The organism is Dechloromonas sp. ARDL1, from assembly GCF_051122455.1.
Lineage (GTDB): Bacteria > Pseudomonadota > Gammaproteobacteria > Burkholderiales > Rhodocyclaceae > Azonexus.
Genome location: NZ_CP168939.1, coordinates 2,443,892 through 2,456,931, shown reverse-complemented (window position 1 = coordinate 2,456,931; position 13,040 = coordinate 2,443,892). Strand labels below are relative to the sequence as shown.

The window sequence follows — 13,040 nt, the reverse complement described above, 5'->3', positions numbered from 1 at the left end:
GGTAGCGACGGTGCCTTTGGGGTAAAATGCGCCGCAATTTAGCAAACGAGCAGTCCATGAAAACAAGTTTCCTCGACTTCGAGCAATCCATTGCTGACCTTGAAGCCAAGATCGAAGAGCTGCGCTTTGTGCAGGATGATTCCGCCGTCGATATTTCCGAAGAAATCGACCGTCTGCAAAGCAAAAGCGCTCAATTGACCAAGGATATCTACGCCAAGCTGACGCCGTGGCAGATTTCTCAGGTGGCCCGTCACCCGCAGCGTCCGTATACGCTGGATTACCTGTCGTTGATCTTTACCGACTTCGAAGAGTTGCACGGTGATCGCGCGTTTGCCGACGATCATGCCATTGTCGGCGGCTTGGCGCGTTTTAACGGCCAGCCGGTCATGGTCATCGGCCATCAGAAAGGCCGCGATACCAAGGAAAAGATCTACCGCAATTTTGGCATGCCGCGTCCGGAGGGCTATCGCAAGGCATTGCGCCTGATGAAGCTCGCCGAGAAATTCGGCATCCCGGTCATGACCTTCGTCGATACGCCGGGCGCCTATCCCGGGATCGATGCCGAAGAGCGCGGCCAGTCCGAGGCCATCGGCCGCAACCTCTACGTGATGGCCGAACTCAAGGTGCCGGTCATCGTTACCATCATCGGTGAAGGTGGTTCCGGCGGAGCGCTGGCGATTGCTGTCGGCGATACTGTGCAGATGCTGCAGTACTCGACCTACTCGGTCATCTCCCCGGAAGGCTGCGCTTCCATTCTCTGGAAGAGTGCCGAAAAGGCGCCCGAAGCGGCCGAAACCATGGGTATTACCGCTCAGCGCCTGAAAACGCTGGGCTTGGTCGACAAGGTGGTCAATGAGCCGCTCGGCGGTGCGCATCGTGATCATGCCGCCATGGCGCAGAACCTCAAGAAGGCCCTGCAGGATGCACTCAAGCAACTTTCCGGGCTGTCCACAGGTGAGTTGCTTGAGGCGCGCTATGAGCGGCTGATGAGCTATGGCCGCTTCAAGGAACAGCCGGTCAACTGACCTGCCACAGCGGGTCGGCAGTTTTCTCGCTGCCCGCCTTGCATCGGACGCTCCTCTTTCGGTAGGGCTGTCCGGCGGTTGTGACTCTGTCGTTCTGCTTCATCTCGTCGCCCGATCAGGATGGGTGGGGGAGGTTCAGGCCATTCATGTGCACCATGGATTGTCCCCCAATGCCGATGCTTGGGCTGCTTTTTGCGGCGATTATTGCGGCAGCTTGGGCATACCGCTCATCATTCGCCGCGTGACGGTCGCTGGCGCTTCCGGCCTCGGTGTCGAGGCCGCTGCCCGTCAGGCGCGCTATGCTGCCTTCGCAACAGCTGCTCAAGGCTGCCTGTTGCTTGCCCACCACCGTGGCGACCAAGCGGAAACCGTATTGTTCAATGTCCTGCGCGGGGCTGGCGTGAATGGCGCGGCCGGTATTCCCGTTGAGCGAAAACAGGGTGAGCTCAGGTTGCTCAGGCCCCTGCTCGATGTTTCCAGGGGCGAAATCGAAGCCTATGCCGACGCCTCCGGTTTGTCCTGGGTGACCGACGAAAGCAATACCGATACGGCATTGACCCGCAATTATTTGCGCCATGACGCCCTGGTTGGCTTGAGTCGGAGATTTCCCACGGCCGAAAACTCGCTGGCACGGGCGGCGGCCAACTTTGCTGAAGCTGCCGAATTGCTGGACGAACTGGCTGAATTGGACTGGCGGCAGGTGAGTGACGGTGATGCCGCAACAATGGCTGGATTGCGCCAACTGAGTTTCTCACGCTTGAAGAACCTGCTGCGCCACCGTCTGCGCCGCCTGGGCTGGCAAGCTCCCGTGGCAAGCCGTCTCGATGAATTCGCCAGGCAACTCCTTTTGGCTGCACCCGATCGTCATCCTGAGCTCGTGCTCGGCGAGGGCGTGATGCGTGTGGCGAACAGGCGACTTCACTGGTCGCTAAGAAAATAACAAACTGTTACCAAGCGCCTTTCCGCGGCCAATGGCCTTCAGTTACAATCAAAGAATTACTTTATTCATATACAGGCCATGATTACCGGATCCCTTGTCGCCATCGTTACGCCCATGCATGAAGATGGCAGCCTCGATTTGAACGCCTTCCGCAAGCTGCTCGATTTCCATGTGCAGGAAGGTACCGACGCCGTGGTCGTCGTCGGCACGACCGGCGAGTCGCCGACCGTCAACGTCGAGGAGCATTGTGAACTGATCAAGGTGGCGGTAGAGCACATTGCTGGTCGCATTCCAGTTATCGCTGGTACCGGCGGTAACTCGACGGCCGAAGCGATCGAGCTCACCGAGTTCGCCAAGAAGGCCGGCGCTGACATGTCGTTGTCCGTGGTGCCTTACTACAATCGCCCGACCCAGGAAGGTATGTATCGACATTTCAAGGCGATTGCCGAGGCGGTCGAGTTGCCGATCCTGCTCTATAACGTGCCGGGTCGCACCGTTGCCGACATGTCCAACGACACCATCCTGCGCCTGGCGCAGGTGCCGGGTATCGTTGGTGTCAAGGATGCCACCGGCAACCTGGATCGCGCCTGTGACCTGATCGCTCGTGCACCGAAGGAGTTCGGCCTGTACACTGGCGACGACATGACCGCCGTGGCAACCATCGCCCTCGGCTTTCATGGCGATATCTCGGTGACCGCCAACGTTGCGCCGCGCCTGATGCACGAAATGTGCGTTGCCGCCCGCAACGGTGACATGACCAAGGCTCGCGAAATCCATTTCAAGCTGCTTGGCCTGCATCGTGACCTGTTCTGCGAAGCCAACCCGATTCCAGTCAAGTGGGCAGTTCACCAACTCGGCCTGATGCCCAACGGTATCCGCCTGCCTCTGACCACCCTGTCGGAGGCCGCGCAGCCTCGCGTTCTGGCTGCTCTACGCCAGGCCGGCCTGATTGCCTGATCCCCGGAGTACAAGAAACATGAATCGTCGGCTTTCCGGCCTCGCTCTTTCCCTGCTTGCTGTTGCGCTGGCGGGCTGCAGTATTCTTCCCGATTCCCGCAAGATCGAATACAAATCGGCCGGCAAGGTTCCGTCGCTGGATATCCCGCCTGATCTGTCGCAGATCGCCCGTGATGACAAGTACCTGGTACCCGATGCGGCCGGCAAGGGAAGCGCTACTTTCTCGGCCTACAACGCAGATCGTACGCCGCAGGCACAGGCGCAAAACACGGCTGTCCTGCCCGAGGTTGACAAGGTGCGCGTCGAGCGCTCAGGCAACCAGCGTTGGCTGGTTGTTTCTGTGCCGGCCGACAAACTGTGGGATACCGTCAAGGATTTCTGGCAGGAAACCGGGTTTATTATCAATGTCGAGCGTCCCGAAGCCGGTGTGATGGAAACGGACTGGGCAGAAAACCGCGCAAAGATCGGTCAGGATTTCATTCGCAACACGCTGGGCCGTCTGCTCGATTCGCTATACTCGACGGGCGAGCGCGACAAGTTCCGTACGCGCTTCGAGCCGGGTGCCACGCCGGGCACCACTGACGTGTTCATCAGCCACCGTGGAATGGAAGAGGTCTATACCTCATCGGCCAAGGATCAGACCCGCTGGCAGCCGCGAGCGGCCGATCCCGAGCTGGAGGTCGAAATGCTGCGTCGCCTGATGGTTCGCCTTGGCTCTGAGGAAAAGCGCGCCGAGGCTTCGTTGGCCTCGGTCAAGGCTGAACCGCGTGCCAAACTGGCCAAGTCGGACGATGGCGCCGGTACGCTCGAGGTTCTTGAGCGCTTTGACCGTGCTTGGCGTCGTATCGGTCTGGCGCTGGATCGTGTCGGCTTCACCGTCGAGGATCGTGATCGCTCGCGTGGCCTCTATTTCGTCCGCTACGTTGATCCGGATGCCGACAATCGCAGCAAGAAGGATACTGGTCTGCTGTCCAAGCTGGCATTCTGGAAGAGCGATGCCCCTGTCAATGCGAATGCCCAGTACCGCATCCATGTTAGTGAGGATGGGCAGCAAAGTGTCGTGAAGGTGCTGTCGGCCGAAGGTGGTACGGACAAGTCGGAAACCGCCAAGAAGATTCTCGGCCTGCTTCTTCAGCAATTGCAGTGATCCGTTTTGCCTCGCTCGGCAGCGGCAGCGCCGGTAACGCGCTGCTTGTCGAGTCGGGGGCAACGTGCGTAATGCTCGATTGTGGCTTTGGGTTGCGGGAGACCGCTACCCGTATGCTGCGCCTGGGCAAACTGCCTGCCGATCTTGCCGGAATATTGGTGACACACGAACATGGTGATCACGTCGGCGGCGTTTTTCGTCTGGCGAGAAAGCATGCCTTGCCGGTCTGGATGACTTACGGAACGTGGATGGCCTGCCGGGTAGTAGATAGTGACGGTCTCGATCTTCGTATCATCGATAGCCATCAGCCTTTTGGTGTTGGGGATTTCGAAATTCAGCCCTTTCCGGTTCCGCACGATGCGCGTGAGCCGGTTCAATATGTATTCTCTGCTAGCGGAAAGCACCTTGCCGTTCTGACGGATATTGGCGAAGCGACCCCGCATGTGCGCGCCAATCTCTCAGGCTGCGACGGCCTTGTCCTCGAGTTTAATCACGATGCTGAAATGCTGGCTCGCTCGGACTATCCGGCTTCGGTGAAGCGCCGGATTGCCGGTCGCTACGGTCATCTTGAAAATCGTGCAGCAGCAGCCCTGCTGGGGCAAATCGACTGTTCGCGACTGCAACATTTGGTGGCCGCGCATCTGAGCGAGCGGAATAATTGTGCTAGTCTGGTTCGGGCGCTTCTTGATGATTGCCCGGCGCTTGGTCACGGGGAGGTTTCCGTTGCAAGCCAGAAGGATGGTTTCGATTGGCGAAGCCTGAGTTAGATTCTTAAGTTTCAGGCAATAAAAAAACGGGGCCGTGGCCCCGTTTTTCTTGAAATCAAGAAGATTACTTCTTGGCTTCCATGCCGGCCATGCCAGCTTGCTCAGCCGGCTTGGCGGCTTCCATGCCGGCCATGCCAGCTTGTTCTGCCGGCTTGGCGGCTTCCATGCCGGCCATGCCAGCTTGTTCTGCCGGCTTGGCGGCTTCCATGCCAGCTTGCGGAGCGGCGGCCGGAGCCGGGGCAGCAGCCGGAGCCGGAGCGGCGGCCGGAGCAGCTTCTTCCTTCTTACCGCAAGCGGTCAGGGCAACAGCCAGCAGGGCGGCAACGAGAATAGACTTATTCATGGGATTTCCTTATCGACAAGAACCAACAAAATCTTAATTTATCGGAGATCAGGAGCTACCTGATCAGCACATTATTATAACAATAATTTATTTGCGGAGGGCTGTGTTTGTTGCGTTGCGGAATGGCATCCGGATACTAGAGGCCAACGGTTGAATTGGTGATGCGCTCACCGCCTTCCGCCCATATTTCGCGAAATTTTGCCAAGTAGGGCCTCAGTTCGTCGCTTTCGTCAATCAGGAGCTTGCTGCGCGGCATGTCGCGTTCAAAGCGTATCAGGCCGTGCTTGTCATCGGCGATGATCATGCTATCGCGCAGATGGGCGAGCTGAGCTGGTGTTTCTTGCGCAAAAGCAACGTGTCCGTAGGTGGTCAGCAGGCTTTGCAACAGAGGGTGTTGGTTGCGGAGCGGGGATCCGTTGCGTACCGCAATGTGCAGCGCGTCGGAGCGCGTGCCGGAGACGAGTCGCTTGATATGCGCCAGGCGGGGGGGCGAATCAAGCTTCAGCGTTGTCAAGTCCTCGTCGTAAATGCAGATTTGCTTTGTGGCAATGCCCAGCAAACGGTCGATTGCCGTCTGGTAGTCTGCCCAGGATGTGATCAGTTCGCGAGCCATGGCGCTTAGTGTAACCGATTGATAGAATTCGCGCTTTTTTGGAGTCGACCGTGCCGATCGGGATTGTTGAGTCGCTGGATCACGAGGCGAGAGGGATCACGCGCCAGGAAGGAAAGGCTATCTTCGTCGACGGCGCTTTGCCTGGCGAAACGGTCGAATATGCAAGTTTTCGGCGTAAGCCGAACTATGAGCTTGCACACCTGGTTAGTGTAGTGAAGCCGTCAAACGCGCGGGTTGAGCCGCGTTGCCCGCATTTCGGCATATGCGGCGGCTGTGCCATGCAGCACATGGACCCCATGGCCCAGGTGGCCGCCAAGCAGCGCGTGCTTGAAGATGGGCTGTGGCATATAGGCCGGGTGCGTCCGGAACGCATATTGCCGCCTATCTTTGGCGAACCCTGGGGGTATCGTCATCGCGCGCGCCTGGCTGTGCGCAAGATTGAGCGCAAGGGTGGGGTGCTGATTGGCTTTCACGAAAAGCGTAGCAGCTACATTGCTGACATGGAAACTTGCGCGATCCTGCCGCCGCATGTGTCGGCCATGCTCATGCCGTTGAGGGACCTGATCGGGGCATTGTCGGTTGCCGAACGCATGCCCCAGCTGGAACTGGCAGTCGGTGAGCACTGCACGACGCTGGTCCTGCGCATTCTGCAGCCGCTGACCGGTGCTGACGAAAAGATGCTTCGTGCGTTTGCCGACCGTCATCAGGTTGTTTTCTACCTTCAGCCCAAGGGGCCGGACACTGTCTATCGGCTCTATCCCGAAGATGCCCCTCGCCTCTCGTATACCCTGCCGGAGTTCGTGCTGGAACTGGATTTCAAGCCGACGGACTTTACCCAGGTGAATCATGCCGTGAACCGTATCCTGGTTCGCCGAGCCTTAGGTTTGCTCGATCCGCAACCCGGCGAACGGATCGCCGACATTTTCTGCGGGCTGGGCAACTTCACGTTGCCTATCGCCCGTTCCGGCGCGCGCGTGGTGGGGGTCGAGGGTAGTCCTGCGCTGGTTAAACGAGGACGGGAGAGCGCCATCGCGAATGCGCTCGGAGAGCGCGTGGAGTTCGGTGTTGCGAATCTGTTTGAGTGCACCGAAGCGTCGTTGGCAAAACTGGGGCGTTTTGACAAGATGTTGATCGATCCGCCGCGCGAGGGGGCGGTCGAACTGGTCAAGGCGCTGGGCGAGGATGCTCCGCGGCGTATCGTCTACGTTTCCTGCAACCCTTCGACCTTGGCGCGCGACGCTGCGATCCTGGTTTCGGTCAAGGGGTATCGTTTTTCAGCGGCAGGCGTCGTCAACATGTTTCCTCACACCGCTCACGTCGAGTCGATAGCGGTCTTTGAGCGCGATTGAGCGGCACGTTCAGGCATGAAAAAGGGCGGCCGAAGCCGCCCTTGTTGCTTTCGATAAGACTTGCTCAGTCGCGTTCGCCCGTAAAGGCCATGATCAACTGCAGCAGGCTGACGAAAACATTGTAAATGTCCAGGTAGACCGCCAGCGTTGCGCTGACGTAATTCGTCTCGCCGCCTTGGACGATGCGGCTGATGTCGTAGAGGATGTAGGCCGAGAAAATGCCCACGGCCGCAACGGCAATGGTAAGAGACAGCGCCGGAATCTGGAAGAAGATGTTGGCGACAGCCGCGAGCAGGATCAGGATCATGCCGGCGAACAGGAACTTGCCCATGCCCGTGAAGTCGCGCTTGCTGACGGCGGCGATGGACGATAGCGTGAAGAAAATGGCACCAGTGCCGCCTGCAGCCAGTGCAATCATCGATCCACCGTTGGAGAAGCCCAATGCAACCTGCAGGATGCGCGACAGCATCAATCCCATGAAGAAGGTGAAGCCCAGCAGCAAAGCAACACCGAGGCCGCTGTTCTTGTTGCGCTCGATGCCCCACATGAAGCCGAAGGCGATGCCGAGAAAGAGCATGAATGAAATCAGCGGGCTGCCGGCAAAAAAGCTGAACCCCATCTGAATGCCGACCATCGCGCCGAGGACGGTCGGGATCATCGAGAGCCCGAGCAGCATGTACGTGTTGCGCAGGACGCGATTCTGTCCGAGCGCGATTTCGGGCGAGCTTTGGCGGGCGATATCGAAATTGGTGTTCATGCAGGACATCTCCTTGATATGGTTTCGTCAAAGGCTAAGACTAACGGAGTGGGCGATAAGTTTCAACGCCGTACCTTCACAGGAAACGTACCCCGCCGTGACTGTGCTATCATGCGCGCCGCCAGGGTCTGTGGCAGAGCGGTTGAATGCACCGGTCTTGAAAACCGGCGTGGGGAAACCCATCGTGAGTTCGAATCTCACCGGACCCGCCAGGCACCCACTCAGAGATTCAGGAAATCGCCTACTTCTGCCGAGCGTGCCATCGTGTCGGCGTAACCTAGGTCGATCAGAGCCTGGGTGTAAGGTTTCTCGAAAAGCAAATAGCTGGTGAGCGTTCCGTTACGCCGGCTCATCCCGCCTATTCCGCCAAGCATCATCTTCATTGCCCAAGGCAGGGCATGGGCGTGCTCGGATGCAAAGCGTTCCAGGCGCTCGGATGGTGAGATGATCAGCGAATGAATGGGGCGGAGAGGGATGTCGCTCTCTGCTCTTGTTTCGGGGGGGATGGCGTTCAGGGTTCGATTGATGCGCTGCATGCGCTCGATATCCACGGCCAAACTGTCGAGAAAAATCGTGGATAAAGCATGGCCGGCTATTTGCGCCAGCGTGGGGTGGCTGTCGACACGTCGCCTGTCCTGGTGTTCGTTCTTGCGACCGGCGCCGACAATCAGAATGCGTTCGGCACCTAGGTGAATAGCTGGAGAGATCGGCGCCAGTTGGCGCATCGACCCGTCGCCGAAGTATTCGCGATGAATTTTGGTCGCTGGGAAGATGAACGGAATAGCGCTCGATGCCAGCAGGTGGTCTACCGTGATTTGCGACCGAATCCCGATGCGTTGCACTCGGCGCCAGGGTTCCGCGCTTGGATGGCCTTGGAAGAAATTGATGTTGTCGCCCGATTCGTAGCCGGAGGCTGATACGCTGACCGCGTGCAAGGCGCCTTTGGCTATGGCGTGCTCGATGCCGCGGAAATCGAGGTGCTGGCTCAATAGTCGGCGCAGCGGCGCATTGTCGAGCAGCGAGCGCGGCGGATTGCGAAATAGCCACCCCATGGTCAGCGTCGAGAGCCAGTGTGCCGCAGAGCGCCCAATGCCTATCGGGTCGGCGCAATAGATATGATCCGCGTGCATGCTCCGCCAGAAGGTGGCAAGGACCGAGACGGCCTTGCTGAAATTGTCGGCCAGGCAGGCGATGCTGGCGGCGTTGATGGCGCCGGCCGAGGTGCCGCAGAGTATGGGGAAGGGGTTGTGTCGTCTATTGCTGGATAGTTTGGCAATGGCGAGCAGGACGCCAACCTGATAGGCGGCACGAGCACCGCCTCCGGTCAGGACAAGGGCTGTTTTGCCGCCGGTCGCTTCCGGTTGCGAAATCATGTCGCCACCCCAGGTCTGGGCTGGTCTTCCGTCATTCTGCGGTTGTTTCTGGTCTTTTGCCGCATGTCCCCTCCGGAGGCACCTGTCCTGCAGGTGCTGTTTTCACGCAGTATAGAGGGGGTGTGGTGTTGACTCAATCGGCCGCTGAGCGCAGCGCATCGGCCCAGCAGTTGGGGGTTTCGTAAAGTCTGACTTGCTCAAGGCGCAAGTGATTGCCATAGGTGTCGCGATAGACCTTATCGAGTCGGTCGAATGCCAGTCGCGCCAGATTCTCCGCGGTCGGGACGCGGTCGAGGATGACGGTTTTGTGTCCGGGTAGCGTGGCCAGGAAGTCAACAATGGCCTTGTCGCCGGCAAAGGCCAGGAATGCGTGGTCCCATTCATCGACCAGGCGCTGCTTGGCCAGATCCTTGACCTGCGAAAAGTCCATCACCATTCCGTTCGCAGCATCGCCCGCCTTGTTAATGATGTCACCGGAAAGCGTTATTTCAATGACGTAGCGATGCCCGTGCAAATGGCGGCACTGGCTTTTGTGGTCGGGGATGCGGTGCCCGGCATCGAATTCGAGGCGGCGGGTAATCAACATGGTCTATTGCTCGACAAGGCGGTCGCGGATTATACAATGCGCCATGCTTACTACCGATGATCACCGCCGCGACAGTGCCGGCCTGCTCTATGTCTATCCCGTCGTGTCGCGCCGCGCAGGAGGGGTGTCAATCGGCATCAATCTCAATCCCAATAATGCCTGCAACTGGGCTTGCCTCTATTGCCAGGTCGAGAACTTGACGCGTGGCGGGCCGCCGGCGATCGATTTGGAGTGCTTGGAGCGGGAATTGGTTGCGCTGCTCGACGACGTATTGCATGGCGATTTCATGGCCCGGAGTGTGCCGCAGGAAGCGAGGCGCTTGATGGATGTGGCGTTTTCGGGCAACGGAGAGCCAACGAGCGCCGCCGAATTTGCCGATGCTATTGGCTGCGTCGGGAGTGTTTTGGAGCGCTTCGGACTGAACGGAAAATTGCCAGTTCGGCTCATCACCAACGGGAGTCTGCTACATCGTCCAGTTGTTCGGTCCGGTATTCGCCGGCTTGGCGAGTATGGCGGCGAGGTTTGGTTCAAGGTCGATCGCGCCTTGGATGAAGAGGTCGAGGAGATCAACGGTGTGCCGGGCGGAGCGGAGCGGGTTTTGAAAAATCTACAGCTTTGCGCTGATTTAGCACCGACCTGGGTGCAGACCTGCTGGTTCGCGCTGGATGGCCAAGCGCCGTCTTCCGAGTCGCAGCGGGCTTATTGCGATTTGCTGCACAAGCTCTCAGGAAAACTGCAAGGGGTGCATCTCTACGGCCTGGCCAGGCCATCGATGCAGCCTGCGGCACCGCGCCTCAAGGCATTACCTGCAGAGGTGTTGGTTGAGTTCGCTCGTCAGGTAGAAAAGGAAACGGGCATCCGGGTCGTTGTTTCCCCGTGATGCCCGCTGGTTCCGGGCTTGCCCTAAGTGGGGGCAATGTCAGGCAGCTTTCTTGGCGTGGCTGCGTGCCGACTTCTTCAGCGACTTGAACAGTTCCGGCTCTTGGGACTTCAGGTACTCGACGACTTCCCAGTCTTCGCGCTTGATGCTCTTGATGTCGACTTGTTCGACGTGAACCAGGCGCAGCAGTTCGCGAACCGGCTTCGGCATGTTGCGGCCGCTTTCGTAGCGGGAACCGCCACTCTGCGTCACGCCCAGAGTGGACCAGAATTGCTGCTGGTTCATGCCGAGCTTGCGGCGGATTTCACGGGCGTCGATTTTCTCGATGGTCTTTACGGTGCTCATATTCATTCTCCATACGCTGGTGTAATTGGGTTACCCAAGCATCGTAGCGATGTATGACTTAGGTAATATGGCGAAGTATATATATGCCTATGACGTTATGCAACCTCAAAATTAATTAAATTTACTAAATACGATGTAATTTTTTTGATGTTTGGCATGGCACGAGATTCGGATGTGGTGAAGGAGTTTGGCGTTCTTCCGGATTTCCCGGGGATGCTCTAAGATCGGTCACGTCAATCATTCTTCTCATTCATGGAGAGCGCCATGCAAGTTCGGGAAATTCTTCGCGTCAAGGGTGGGACGTTGTACACGGTGACACCGCAGCAGTCGCTGGCTTTTGCCATCGATTCAATGGCCGATCTCGACGTCGGTTCGCTGGTTGTCATGGATGGGGGGCGCATGGTCGGGATGCTGACTTTTCGCGAGGTCTTGTCGGCGCTTCGCAAGAATGGCTCGGCGCCAGGGGGGCTGACGGTTGGTGATGTCATGGTCAAGGACCCGGTTACCGCTTATCCCGCAATGGAGGTCAACGAGCTGCGCGGCCTGATGATTGAAAAGCGCTCACGTTACCTGCCGGTGGTTGATGGTGGAACGCTGATGGGGGTCATTTCTTTTCTCGATGTGGCCAAGGCCGTGCTCGAGGAGCAGAGCTTCGAGAACAAGATGCTGAAGAGCTACATCAAGAACTGGCCGGGTGAGGCACCGGCTTCCTGATGTGTTGGTGCTGCCGGGTGAAGGCGGCTGAGGCCGCCTTTGTCGTTTGTGTGGACTGAAAACAGGGGCGGGGTCGGCGTGGTAGACTGCACGGATTCCAACGCACCGATCTTTTTCCATGTCTGGCAATACATTTGGCACCTTGTTTACCGTGACCTCGTTTGGCGAGTCGCATGGCCCGGCCATCGGCTGCGTCGTCGATGGTTGCCCTCCCGGTCTTGCTTTGTGCGAGGCGGATATTCAGGCAGAACTGGATAGGCGTAAGCCCGGGACCTCGCGCCATGTTACGCAGCGTCGCGAGCCGGATACTGTGGAGATTCTCTCCGGTGTATTCGAAGGCAAAACGACAGGGACGCCGATCGGGCTGTTGATCCGCAATCAGGATCAACGCAGCAAGGATTACGGGAACATTGCCGAGACCTTTCGTCCGGGGCATGCCGATTACACCTATACCCAGAAATATGGCTTCCGCGACTATCGCGGCGGCGGTCGCTCGTCGGCGCGTGAGACGGCAGTGCGCGTGGCGGCCGGAGCGATTGCCCGCAAGTGGTTGAACGAGCGTCATGGTGTGACGATACGCGGCTGGATGTCCGCTCTCGGGCCGATCAATATTCCCTTCGTGTCGGCCGACGACATTGATGGCAATACTTTCTTTGCACCCAATGCGGCCATCGTACCGGAGCTCGAAGGCTACATGGATAGTCTGCGCAAGTCGCTCGATTCCGTTGGGGCCAGAATAACGGTGACTGCCACGGGGGTGCCTCCCGGTTGGGGTGAGCCGGTGTATGACCGCCTGGATGCCGAGATCGCCTACGCGATGATGGGTATCAACGCGGTCAAGGGCGTTGAAATTGGTGCTGGGTTTGCCTCGGTTGCGCAAAAAGGCAGTGAGCATGGAGACGAAATGACACCGCAGGGTTTCGCCAGCAATCATGCGGGTGGCGTGCTGGGCGGGATTTCCACGGGGCAACAGATTGTCGTCAATATGGCGATCAAGCCGACATCGTCGATTGCGCAGGCACGCCGTTCGGTCGATGTTCACGGGCAACCCATCGAGGTGGCAACCCAGGGGCGTCACGACCCTTGCGTGGGTATTCGCGCGACGCCGATTGCCGAGGCAATGCTTGCGCTGGTGCTGATCGATCACGCCTTGCGGCATCGAGCCCAGTGTGCCGACGTCATCTGTCCGACGCCTCGCATCCCGGGTGAAATCGCGTAGAATCTTCAGTCATTTGCCGCTCTTG

The 13,040-nt window shown here is 58.5% G+C and carries 15 protein-coding genes and 1 tRNA gene; 10 read left to right on the top strand and 6 right to left on the bottom strand.

What is annotated here, in order from left to right; translation table 11 throughout:
• The first annotated feature begins 56 nt into the window (after positions 1–56).
• The 5 genes from AB6Q56_RS12075 (at position 57) to AB6Q56_RS12055 (ending at position 4,836) form a co-directional block, all read left to right on the top strand.
• Positions 57–1,025 (top strand): acetyl-CoA carboxylase carboxyltransferase subunit alpha, encoded by a 969-nt coding sequence (locus AB6Q56_RS12075; protein WP_150427427.1) that lies wholly within the window; start codon positions 57–59, stop codon positions 1,023–1,025.
• Positions 994–1,965 (top strand): tRNA lysidine(34) synthetase TilS, encoded by a 972-nt coding sequence (gene tilS / locus AB6Q56_RS12070; protein WP_434513421.1) that lies wholly within the window; start codon positions 994–996, stop codon positions 1,963–1,965. Before AB6Q56_RS12075 ends, tilS begins: the two co-directional genes overlap by 32 nt.
• Positions 1,966–2,043: 78 nt before the next feature.
• A complete protein-coding gene (dapA, locus tag AB6Q56_RS12065) occupies positions 2,044–2,922 on the top strand; it encodes a 4-hydroxy-tetrahydrodipicolinate synthase (protein ID WP_434513420.1) in 879 nt (292 codons plus the stop codon).
• 19 nt (positions 2,923–2,941) lie between these two features.
• Positions 2,942–4,069: an outer membrane protein assembly factor BamC gene (bamC, locus tag AB6Q56_RS12060; protein ID WP_434513419.1), complete on the top strand. Its 1,128-nt coding sequence runs from the start codon at positions 2,942–2,944 to the stop codon at positions 4,067–4,069.
• Positions 4,066–4,836 carry an MBL fold metallo-hydrolase gene (locus tag AB6Q56_RS12055; protein WP_434513418.1) on the top strand — a complete coding sequence of 257 codons (771 nt, stop codon included), beginning with the start codon at positions 4,066–4,068 and terminating at the stop codon, positions 4,834–4,836. The genes bamC and AB6Q56_RS12055 overlap by 4 nt, the downstream gene beginning before the upstream one ends.
• A gap of 64 nt (positions 4,837–4,900) precedes the next feature.
• On the opposite strand, the gene AB6Q56_RS12050 is transcribed toward AB6Q56_RS12055, so the two are convergent.
• Positions 4,901–5,179, bottom strand: coding sequence for a hypothetical protein (locus tag AB6Q56_RS12050; RefSeq protein ID WP_434513417.1), 279 nt, complete (start codon positions 5,177–5,179; stop codon positions 4,901–4,903).
• 136 nt (positions 5,180–5,315) lie between these two features.
• On the bottom strand, positions 5,316–5,792 hold the full coding sequence (locus tag AB6Q56_RS12045) for a hypothetical protein (RefSeq protein ID WP_434513416.1): 477 nt from the start codon (positions 5,790–5,792) through the stop codon (positions 5,316–5,318).
• Between the two features lie 50 nt (positions 5,793–5,842).
• On the opposite strand from AB6Q56_RS12045, the gene rlmD reads away from it, so the two are divergent.
• Positions 5,843–7,141 (top strand): 23S rRNA (uracil(1939)-C(5))-methyltransferase RlmD, encoded by a 1,299-nt coding sequence (gene rlmD / locus AB6Q56_RS12040; RefSeq protein WP_434513415.1) that lies wholly within the window; start codon positions 5,843–5,845, stop codon positions 7,139–7,141.
• Positions 7,142–7,205: 64 nt separating this feature from the next.
• On the opposite strand, the gene AB6Q56_RS12035 is transcribed toward rlmD, so the two are convergent.
• Entirely contained in the window at positions 7,206–7,898 is a 693-nt protein-coding gene (locus tag AB6Q56_RS12035) for a Bax inhibitor-1/YccA family protein (protein WP_434513414.1), read from the bottom strand.
• A 124-nt stretch (positions 7,899–8,022) separates the two neighbouring features.
• Between AB6Q56_RS12035 and AB6Q56_RS12030 the strand changes: the two genes are divergently transcribed.
• Positions 8,023–8,110: transfer RNA gene (locus AB6Q56_RS12030), tRNA-Ser, on the top strand.
• A gap of 9 nt (positions 8,111–8,119) precedes the next feature.
• Here the strand turns inward: AB6Q56_RS12030 and AB6Q56_RS12025 are convergent.
• Positions 8,120–9,271, bottom strand: a complete 1,152-nt coding sequence (locus tag AB6Q56_RS12025) for a patatin-like phospholipase family protein (protein WP_434513413.1) — start codon at positions 9,269–9,271, stop codon at positions 8,120–8,122.
• 133 nt (positions 9,272–9,404) lie between these two features.
• A complete protein-coding gene (queD, locus tag AB6Q56_RS12020) occupies positions 9,405–9,857 on the bottom strand; it encodes a 6-carboxytetrahydropterin synthase QueD (protein WP_434513412.1) in 453 nt (150 codons plus the stop codon).
• Between the two features lie 43 nt (positions 9,858–9,900).
• Here queD and AB6Q56_RS12015 point away from each other — a divergent pair, with 43 nt between their 5' ends.
• Positions 9,901–10,737: a radical SAM protein gene (locus AB6Q56_RS12015; RefSeq protein ID WP_434513411.1), complete on the top strand. Its 837-nt coding sequence runs from the start codon at positions 9,901–9,903 to the stop codon at positions 10,735–10,737.
• Between the two features lie 39 nt (positions 10,738–10,776).
• Here AB6Q56_RS12015 and AB6Q56_RS12010 read toward each other — a convergent pair whose 3' ends face one another.
• On the bottom strand, positions 10,777–11,082 hold the full coding sequence (locus AB6Q56_RS12010; RefSeq protein ID WP_434513410.1) for a helix-turn-helix domain-containing protein: 306 nt from the start codon (positions 11,080–11,082) through the stop codon (positions 10,777–10,779).
• A 264-nt stretch (positions 11,083–11,346) separates the two neighbouring features.
• Between AB6Q56_RS12010 and AB6Q56_RS12005 the strand changes: the two genes are divergently transcribed.
• Positions 11,347–11,796, top strand: a complete 450-nt coding sequence (locus tag AB6Q56_RS12005) for a CBS domain-containing protein (protein WP_434513409.1) — start codon at positions 11,347–11,349, stop codon at positions 11,794–11,796.
• 118 nt (positions 11,797–11,914) lie between these two features.
• Entirely contained in the window at positions 11,915–13,015 is a 1,101-nt protein-coding gene (aroC, locus tag AB6Q56_RS12000; protein ID WP_434513408.1) for a chorismate synthase, read from the top strand.
• Positions 13,016–13,040: the final 25 nt, after the last annotated feature.

Bases quoted from the DNA above. Each gene is read 5' to 3' on its own strand.
- queD (WP_434513412.1), bottom strand. From the start codon at position 9,857: ATGTTGATTACCCGCCGCCTCGAATTCGATGCCGGGCACCGCATCCCC.
- AB6Q56_RS12035 (WP_434513414.1), bottom strand. From the start codon at position 7,898: ATGAACACCAATTTCGATATCGCCCGCCAAAGCTCGCCCGAAATCGCG.
- AB6Q56_RS12015 (WP_434513411.1), top strand. From the start codon at position 9,901: ATGCTTACTACCGATGATCACCGCCGCGACAGTGCCGGCCTGCTCTAT.
- dapA (WP_434513420.1), top strand. From the start codon at position 2,044: ATGATTACCGGATCCCTTGTCGCCATCGTTACGCCCATGCATGAAGAT.
- aroC (WP_434513408.1), top strand. From the start codon at position 11,915: ATGTCTGGCAATACATTTGGCACCTTGTTTACCGTGACCTCGTTTGGC.
- AB6Q56_RS12025 (WP_434513413.1), bottom strand. From the start codon at position 9,271: ATGATTTCGCAACCGGAAGCGACCGGCGGCAAAACAGCCCTTGTCCTG.
- AB6Q56_RS12010 (WP_434513410.1), bottom strand. From the start codon at position 11,082: ATGAGCACCGTAAAGACCATCGAGAAAATCGACGCCCGTGAAATCCGC.
- AB6Q56_RS12005 (WP_434513409.1), top strand. From the start codon at position 11,347: ATGCAAGTTCGGGAAATTCTTCGCGTCAAGGGTGGGACGTTGTACACG.
- AB6Q56_RS12050 (WP_434513417.1), bottom strand. From the start codon at position 5,179: ATGAATAAGTCTATTCTCGTTGCCGCCCTGCTGGCTGTTGCCCTGACC.
- bamC (WP_434513419.1), top strand. From the start codon at position 2,942: ATGAATCGTCGGCTTTCCGGCCTCGCTCTTTCCCTGCTTGCTGTTGCG.
- tilS (WP_434513421.1), top strand. From the start codon at position 994: ATGGCCGCTTCAAGGAACAGCCGGTCAACTGACCTGCCACAGCGGGTC.
- AB6Q56_RS12045 (WP_434513416.1), bottom strand. From the start codon at position 5,792: ATGGCTCGCGAACTGATCACATCCTGGGCAGACTACCAGACGGCAATC.
- AB6Q56_RS12075 (WP_150427427.1), top strand. From the start codon at position 57: ATGAAAACAAGTTTCCTCGACTTCGAGCAATCCATTGCTGACCTTGAA.